The 7888-nt window shown below is 64.2% G+C and carries 5 protein-coding genes and 1 tRNA gene; 2 read left to right on the plus strand and 4 right to left on the minus strand.

Annotated features, from left to right (window positions below; translation table 11 throughout):
• Positions 1 to 26 precede the first annotated feature (26 nt).
• Genes Verru16B_RS03810 through Verru16B_RS03820 form a run of 3 tightly spaced genes read right to left on the minus strand, consistent with a single transcriptional unit; the run spans position 27 to position 5151 of the window.
• Complete coding sequence (locus tag Verru16B_RS03810; RefSeq protein WP_069961042.1) at positions 27 to 3104, minus strand: efflux RND transporter permease subunit; 3078 nt, start codon at positions 3102 to 3104, stop codon at positions 27 to 29.
• Positions 3101 to 4372: an efflux RND transporter periplasmic adaptor subunit gene (locus tag Verru16B_RS03815; RefSeq protein WP_083270081.1), complete on the minus strand. Its 1272-nt coding sequence runs from the start codon at positions 4370 to 4372 to the stop codon at positions 3101 to 3103. The genes Verru16B_RS03810 and Verru16B_RS03815 overlap by 4 nt, the downstream gene beginning before the upstream one ends.
• Before the next feature lie 59 nt (positions 4373 to 4431).
• Positions 4432 to 5151, minus strand: a complete 720-nt coding sequence (locus Verru16B_RS03820; protein ID WP_157772184.1) for a DUF6268 family outer membrane beta-barrel protein — start codon at positions 5149 to 5151, stop codon at positions 4432 to 4434.
• A gap of 381 nt (positions 5152 to 5532) precedes the next feature.
• Here Verru16B_RS03820 and ompR point away from each other — a divergent pair, with 381 nt between their 5' ends.
• Positions 5533 to 6258 (plus strand): osmolarity response regulator transcription factor OmpR, encoded by a 726-nt coding sequence (ompR, locus tag Verru16B_RS03825; protein ID WP_069961044.1) that lies wholly within the window; start codon positions 5533 to 5535, stop codon positions 6256 to 6258.
• On the plus strand, positions 6255 to 7553 hold the full coding sequence (locus tag Verru16B_RS03830) for an ATP-binding protein (RefSeq protein ID WP_069961045.1): 1299 nt from the start codon (positions 6255 to 6257) through the stop codon (positions 7551 to 7553). Before ompR ends, Verru16B_RS03830 begins: the two co-directional genes overlap by 4 nt.
• Positions 7554 to 7782: 229 nt before the next feature.
• On the opposite strand, the gene Verru16B_RS03835 is transcribed toward Verru16B_RS03830, so the two are convergent.
• Positions 7783 to 7855 (minus strand) — tRNA-Arg (locus Verru16B_RS03835).
• Between the last annotated feature and the right edge of the window lie 33 nt (positions 7856 to 7888).

Below are 7888 nucleotides of genomic sequence, written 5' to 3' on the forward strand. Positions count from 1 at the left end.
GGATTCCCTCGTCGGAGGGGACGGTTCTAGAGTAAACTGGGGTTTGCAGCTCCAGCAGAGACAAGGCCCAGGCGGTGCCTGGCGCGGATCTTGAACTCATCCACCACCTCGAAGAGCACCGGCACGACCAACAGACTGAGGCCCGTTGAAGTGATCAGTCCGCCGATCACCGCCAAAGCCATGGGCGCCCGGAAAGAAGAGGTGAGCCCGAAGGTCATCGGCAACATGCCGGCGACCATCGCGACCGTGGTCATGATGATGGGGCGCGCCCGCTTGTGGCAGGCATCGATGATTGCCTCCGTCCGGCCGAGACCAAAATCTCGGCGCGCCATGATCGCGTACTCAACCAGCAGGATCGAGTTCTTGGTGACGATGCCCATGAGCATCACCATGCCGATCAGAGAAGGCATCGACAGTCCGTGACCGAAGAGTGCCAGGGCGCAAAACGCACCCCCGAGCGACAGGGGCAGCGCGGCGAGGATCGTGACCGGCTGCAGAAAGTCGTGGAAGAGCAATACGAGAACCGCATAGATGCAGAAGACGCCGATCGCCATCGCTAGGCCGAAACTGCCAAACAGCTCGCTGAGATTTTCGGCCTCGCCGGATTCGATCCGGTGCACATCGGCCGGCAGGCGTTGGAGGGAGGGCAATCGATCGATTTCAGCCAGGATGTCGCCGGTCGGGCGGCCCTGAGCCTCAATGTCGATGGTGACATTACGGCTGCGGTCGAAGCGATTGATCTGCGTGGGGCCCCCTTCGATGGAGACCTCGGCCACCTGGCCAAGGGGAACGGCTCCACCCTTCCCGGGTACACGGAGGCTCTTGATCACCTCCAACCGTCCGCGCTGGTCCGGCGCAAGCTGCGTGCGAATTGAGATCTGCCGGGTGGACAGGTTGAGCCGGGGCAGGTCCTGATCGTAGTCACCTGTCGTCGCCACGCGCACGGCATCGCCGAGGCTGGAAGCCGTGACGCCCAGTTCGGCCGCCTTGGCGAAATCGGGCCGGACGATGACCTCAGGACGCTGCAGGCTGGCCAGCGAGAGGATGTTGCCCAGATTCGGCAGCGTTCGTAATTCGGCCATCACCTGATTGGCGGTGGCCAGGAGCGAACTCATGTCGTCGCCGGCAAGGACCAGGGAGACCTTTTCGCCCATGCCGCCACCGCCCACGGTAATCCGCACCCCCGGAATGGCCTTCATCTCCTCCCGCAGGATGGCCTCGATCTGCTGCTGCGATCGCTCGCGTTCTCCGGCCGGGGGCAGTTGCAGCGTGAGGGTGGCCTTGCGCACTTCGCCCGCACTGTCCGCCGAGCCAAAGTCGCCTGATCCACCCGCGCCGATCGTCGTGTAAATACACCGCACTTCGGCAATCCCCGCCGCGATCCGGCGTGTCCGCTCGGCCGACCCTAGGGTGTCCTCGAGGCTGCTGCCGGGCGGAAGCTCCACGTTGACGGCAATCTGATCCACATCGTCCGCCGCCATGAAGGTGACCGACAGCAGGGATCCGACCAGCACCGAGGCGGCGAGAAAGGCAGCGGCAGCCACCACGGTCTTCGCCGGATGCGCTAGACAGGCCCGAACCGCTTTCAGGTAGTTGACCATGATCCGGCCATCTGGCCGTTCCGCGGGGGCTTTCGGTTTCAGCAGGTAGGCCGCCATCATCGGCGTGAGCAGCCGTGCGACGAGCAGGGAAAACAGCACCGCGATTGCGGCGGTCCAACCGAACTGGCGGAAAAACATCCCCACGATCCCGCTCATCGCGGCGGTCGGTAGAAAGACGGCGACCAGCGTCAGAGACGTCGCGATCACGGCGAGGCCGATCTCCTCCGCCCCCTCCAAGGCCGCGTCCCGCGGGTTCTTGCCGCCAACCAGGTGCCGCTCGATGTTCTCCACCTCGACGATGGCATCGTCTACCAGCACGCCGACCACGAGGGTCAGGGCCAGCAGGGTGATGGTGTTGAGTTGAAACCCCAGGAGGGACATCACCGCGAAGGTCGGGATGACTGAGAGCGGCAAAGCCACGGCGGAAATGAACGTCGCGCGCCTGTCGCGGAGGAAAAGCCACACCACCACGACGGCAAGAAACGCCCCTTCGTAGAGAGCGTACATGGCCGCATCGTAATTCTGGATGATCGGTTCGATGATGGTGCCGACCTCCCGAATGGTCACGCTGGGATGGAGCTTCGCCACTTCGGTCAACTTGATCCGGGCGCCCTCCGCCACGGCGATCTCGCTCGCCCCCCGGGCGCGCATCACCTGGAAAGTTACCGCGGGTTTCCCGTCGAGCAGCGCGACCTGCCTGCGCTCGGCGGCAGCGTCGAGGATGGTCGCCACGGCGTCGAGCCGGAGGCTGCGTCCATCAGCGAGAGGAACGGTCAGCTTCGCGACGTCGGCGGCGTCGCGCACCGTGCCGACGGTGCGGACCGACTGCTCCAGGCCGCCGATGTCGGTGCGTCCGCCAGGCGCCTCCTGCTGCACGCTGCGGATCACGGACGATATTTCCCCGGCGGTGATGCCCAGTGCGAGGAGTTTGGTTTGATCCAGTTCCACCCGCACCTCGCGCGTGATGCCGCCCAGCCGCATGACCTGGCCGACGCCGTCGACGGAGAGAAGCGCCTTGCTGATCTCGTTGTCGACGAACCAGGACAGATCCGCCTCGTCCATGCCGTTCGACTCGACAGCAAAGGTGATGACGGCCCCACCGACGGTCGTCACCCGCGAGACGATGGGGGCCGGCATTTCTGCGGGTAGCTCGGAGCGGATACCGTCCACGGCATTGCGCACATCGTTCACCGCCTCCTGCACGTCCTTCTCCAGGTTGAACTCCACCATCGTGGTGGAGGCACCGTCATTGACCGTGGAGGTGATGTGCTTGATCCCGCTAACGGTCGCGACCGCATCCTCGATCTTGCGCGTAACCTCGGTTTCCAGCGTCGAGGGCGTGGCTCCGGGCAGCATGGCGGCGACAGTCACCATGGGCAGATCCATGTCCGGGAAGTCCTGCACCGGCAGAACCTTGAAACCCAAGCAACCCGCCACGGTGAGCAGGCCGAACAACAGGATCGAGGGGATGGGCTTCCTGATCGCCCACGCGGAGAAGTTCATGGCCGGTCGACTCCCTCGGCGTCGGACTCCCCCTCGCCTCCGACGGCCGTCTCGTTGGCAACCACCCGGACCGTGTCCCCGTCGTTGAGAAAACTGCCTCCGGACCGCACGATGCGGTCCGCCACCGTCAGGTGTGGGCCCAGGATCTCGACCATTCGGCCGGACCGGCGGCCGGTCAGAACCTTGGCCTGCCGCACCCGGTTGGCGTCATCGACCTTCATGAGATAGTGATAGCCGTCGCGGAAAACCAGGGCCTGCTCCGGCACAGAGAGCGCCGGGGTTGCGGGCAACAGCAGTTCGCCCGTGACGAACATCCCCGCGCGCAGCGGGCCGGGATCAGGCAGGTCGACATACACCAGGCCGTTCAAGGTCCCGGCGTCGACCACCGGTGACACCTGCCGGACAAATCCCGTGAGGTCGGGCTGTCCGGCCACCCGCAGCGTTGCGAGAAGATCGCGGGTAACCCGGGCTAGCTGGTCTGCGGGCACTTGCGCGCGCCATTCGAGGCGGCCCCGCCGGATGAGCCTGAACAGTTCCGTGCCCGGGCCGGTGACGGCCCCGACGGTCGCGGATCGCACCGAGATCACCCCGTCGTCGGGCGCCCGGACCTCGGTGTACAACAGCCGCAGGCGTTGGAGCTGAAGCTGCGCGCGGGCCGAGGCGAGCTGGGCGGCGCCGGCCTTCTCCTCCGCTTCGTATTGCAGGAGGTCGTCCTGACTGAGGCCGCCGGAGTTCCCAAGGCGCCGCGCGCGCGCGGCCTTGTCCCCGGCCCGGGCGGCGACCGCCTCGGCCTGGGCGACCCCTGCTTCGGCCAGGGCCAGATCGGCGGCGGGCCCTTCGGCGTGGAAACGGGCCAGCACCTGCCCCTTGGTGACCACGTCGCCGACATTCACCAGCACGTCCATAAGGCGCAGATCGCCGACTTCGGCCCCGACGACCGACTCCTGCCAGGCCGCGATGCTGCCGTTGGCCTCGATCCGTTCCGGCCAGTTGGCCAGAGCCGGGGCCACGAGTTCGACCGTGAGCGCCGCCTTGGCTTCGGCTGCAGCCGGCGCGTGCGCCCGGCTGCAGCCGGTCAGCAGTGCAGTCGCGCCCAGCAGATGCACGGCGGTGGAGGTCAGAACCCGGCGGATTGTGAACGGAGAGACCTGACGCCTGTCGGAGTCAGGCTGGGTCTCCGCCTCATCCGGCGGACTTTCGTCACCTCCGCCTTGGTCGGTGGCCACCAGCACGACCAGCGCGATTAGGATCACGATGACCGCGATCATGAGATGGGAAGGTCAGTCCGCTCACCGGGCACCAACCACGACGGGTTCAGGGTCATCGGTCAGAACTGGAATTTGAGGCTGAAACTGCCGTAGCCGGCCGCCTTGCCATCGAACTTCATATTCCGATCGTAGTAATCGAAGGTCCGGTTTGCGGTCGTGCCTCCGTCGACCACCACGGAAAGATTCCGGCTGAACTGGTATTCGGCGCTCAGCCCGAGGCGGATCTCCTGAAAGTCCAGGTAGGTGTTGCCCAGCCCGGCGGCCGGTGCCTTGGCAACGTGGTAGGTGCCGCCGTGGAACTTCGCCCCCGCCTTCAGGGTAAGCGCCTCACTGAATTTGTAGGACAGGCCGGTGTCCGGAAACCCGAGTTGCAGGTCCCAACCGGGCGCGAAGCCCCAGCGGACTCCCAGCATGGGGAACACCTTCATGTCGCCCCGCGACATGCCCACGATCCCCACGTTCCAGGAGAAGGTCGGGCTGACCTCCTTCCCGATCATGGCGAAGCCCATGAGCGAGAAACTGTCGCCCGATAGTTTTCCTGAATCAGAGGAAAAGCTGGGGCTGAGCATCGCCATCGCGGACCAGCCGGGCCCGATCTCCTGGGCGAGATCCTTCATGGCCATGAAGTTGAGGCCGAACTCCTCCAACTCCTCCGGGACCGGCACGGCGCCGGTCAGGTCGAACTCGTAGCGCTTCCAGGAGAGTGCGGAGGAGAACATCCAGGAATCGGGCGCCGGCAGCGAGAACGACGCCTCGAACTCGTAGTGGCTGACTCCCACGGAACCGATTTTGCCGTTTCGCTCCACATCTCCGTCGGACGAGAATGAATACGTCGCGGTGACGTCACTCAGCGCGAAGGTACTGGGCGGACCGCCGGGGCCATCCGGGCCACCGGGTTGGGCGGAAAGTCTGGCCGGGGCGAGACCTGCGGTCAGAACGAGCGCAACAGAGAGGAGAAGGGCCGAACCGCGCGGTGCGTGGCCCCGTGGACTGGGTTTTGTGGAGTGGTTCATTCGCCCAACTCTGTCTGTTCCCTGTCGCCAATGTCCCCGCCGAGAGTGCAAAAGATTGTTTCCGGAGGCCCGCTTGGAAACAACTTGTTACACATTCAGGTCTCCCTTCTGCGGCGGGGTCCGCCTATTCTCGAATAAAGCAACACCATGGAAACCCAGCCGAAGCTCCTTATCGTGGAGGATGATACCCGGACGCGCCTGCTGCTGGAGCGTTACCTCAAGGAACAGGGTTTCCCGGTGCTCTCCTTGTCTGGCGGCCGGCGCGTCGACGAGACCTTGGCGGCTCAGCCGGTCAAACTGATCATTCTCGACCTGATGTTGCCGGGCGAGGACGGGCTCTCCCTCTGCCGCCGGCTGCGGGCAAGGGGCGAGGACGTGCCCATCATCATTCTGACGGCCAAGGGGGATGAGGTGGACCGGGTGGTGGGACTTGAGGTCGGCGCCGACGACTACGTGGCAAAGCCTTTCAGTCCCCGCGAACTTGTGGCGCGGATCAACGCCGTCCTTCGCCGACGCAACCCGGCGGCGGTTCACGGGGCGCCCTCCCCGATTTCCCAGGTGGTGCGCTTTGGCCCCTGCGAGCTGAACTTCGGGACCCGTGAACTGAGCCGCGAGGGTAAGACGCTCGTCATGAGCACCGGGGAGTTTGCCGTGCTGGAAGCGCTCGCCCGGCATCCGCATGTGCCGCTCTCTCGCGACCGATTGATGGATCTGGCCCGGGGGAAGGAACAGGGGGCCCACGACCGCAGCATGGATGTGCAGGTCTCGCGGGTGCGCCGCCTGATAGAGGACGATTCGTCGAAACCACGCTACATCCAGACCGTGTGGGGTTTTGGCTATGTGTTCGTGCCCGATGCCCCCGCCACGCCATGAAATTCTTCCCCAAGACTCTCCTCGGCCGCACCGCACTCTACCTCGGGGCCCTGTTCTTTCTTGTACAGGCGCTCTGGTTCGCGACCGCCCGGTATCTCCTGGAGACCCAAATCAAACCCGCCTACGGGCAGCAGATCATTGACATGGTCGCCATGGCCCAAGCGCTGGTTGAAGGTCAGCCGCCAGGCACCGACCTCACATCGATCGAAACGCTGCGGCTGCCATCGTTGGGAGCATTGGAGATTGTCTCAGACTCCCAGCCTCGACCCGACCTGATCCCTCATGACGGCCACGATATCCCGGGAGATTTGAGCGCAAGCCTGCAGCAGCGATTCGGTCCCTCCGCCCTTTTCCTGCGGGAAAAGGATGTGGAGATAACGTGGCTGCGTTTTCCGGCGCGGGGACAATATTTCTGGCTCAAGTTCCTGACTGAGCCCGACCAAAACGCCATCACCTCCGCCAAGTTTCTGCTGATCTCGGTGCAGCTTGCCCTGGCCGTGGGCGGAGCCTACTTGATCGTTTTTCGGCTTACGAAAAAGCTACGGTATGTCACCGAAGCCGCCAAGGAGATCGGTCGCGGCAAGCCTCCCGGGATCCTGGAGGTGAGCGGGCCGGAGGAAATCCGTGCACTCTCTGATGGCTTCAACCAAATGTCGCGGGATCTGATCAAGCTCGAGGCGGACCGCCGGCTCATGCTCGCGGGTATCTCGCACGATCTCAGGACCCCGTTGACGCGCCTGCGAATCGCCGCCGAACTCAACCACAGCAACGATGGCCCGGCGATGGTCCACGACATCGAGGACATGGACGCGATCCTCCGGCAGTTTCTTGATTATGCGCGCGACGGCAGCGAAGAGCCTCCTGCCGAGCACGACCTCAATGCCCTCATCAGGGAGACGGTCGGGCGCTATGCGGCGCGCGACCAGATGGTGAAAACCGATCTCGGCGCGGTGCCGCCGTTCCCCTTCCGGAGAAACTCGATGCGACGTGTCCTGGACAATCTGATCGATAACGCCGTGCGGTATGGCAAGAAGGGGGTGCGGGTGACAACAACCTGCAACGCGGAGATAATATCGATCACCGTTACTGACTCCGGGCCCGGGATTCGCAGCGGTCATCCTGCAGACTATATCAAGCCCTTCGCCCGGGAAGATGTGTCGAGGTCAGAACGGGGCGCAGGGCTCGGCCTGGCCATCGTGGACCGGGTGGTGCGTCTTCACCATGGCTCGTTGTGCTTGGAGAACACGAGCGAAGGTGGATTGCGGGCCACGATCGAGCTTCCATACCGTCCTTAGGACGGCTCCAGGAATGGGAGCTAGCCGGAGTGAGGAACCACCTAATCACGCCTCATTCGAGGCGCGGAAATTGCGGATTCGTTTGCCAGATCCCGAAGCGTTTCTACGCGATAACCTGAACAAATTCCTCTCAGATTAGAATCAACGCGTTTGGAATAGCGCTCAATCCAAGCACTTAGACAGAACACCTAATCCGCTCGAAGTCGTTCAAGTGGCGCCGACCGGGGTGTGCCCCCGTCCGGAATTGAACCGGAATCACACGTTTAGGAAACGCGCGCTCTATCCATTTGAGCTACAGGGACCGAACCTGCGGCGGAAGTTGCCGGAGTCGGGCT

The sequence above is a fragment of the Lacunisphaera limnophila genome, assembly GCF_001746835.1.
Lineage (GTDB): Bacteria > Verrucomicrobiota > Verrucomicrobiia > Opitutales > Opitutaceae > Lacunisphaera > Lacunisphaera limnophila.

What these genes read in the sequence shown, in the direction of transcription:
- Verru16B_RS03815 (WP_083270081.1), bottom strand. Translation starts at nt 4,372, where the DNA reads ATGATCGCGGTCATCGTGATCCTAATCGCGCTGGTCGTGCTGGTGGCC.
- ompR (WP_069961044.1), top strand. Translation starts at nt 5,533, where the DNA reads ATGGAAACCCAGCCGAAGCTCCTTATCGTGGAGGATGATACCCGGACG.
- Verru16B_RS03830 (WP_069961045.1), top strand. Translation starts at nt 6,255, where the DNA reads ATGAAATTCTTCCCCAAGACTCTCCTCGGCCGCACCGCACTCTACCTC.
- Verru16B_RS03810 (WP_069961042.1), bottom strand. Translation starts at nt 3,104, where the DNA reads ATGAACTTCTCCGCGTGGGCGATCAGGAAGCCCATCCCCTCGATCCTG.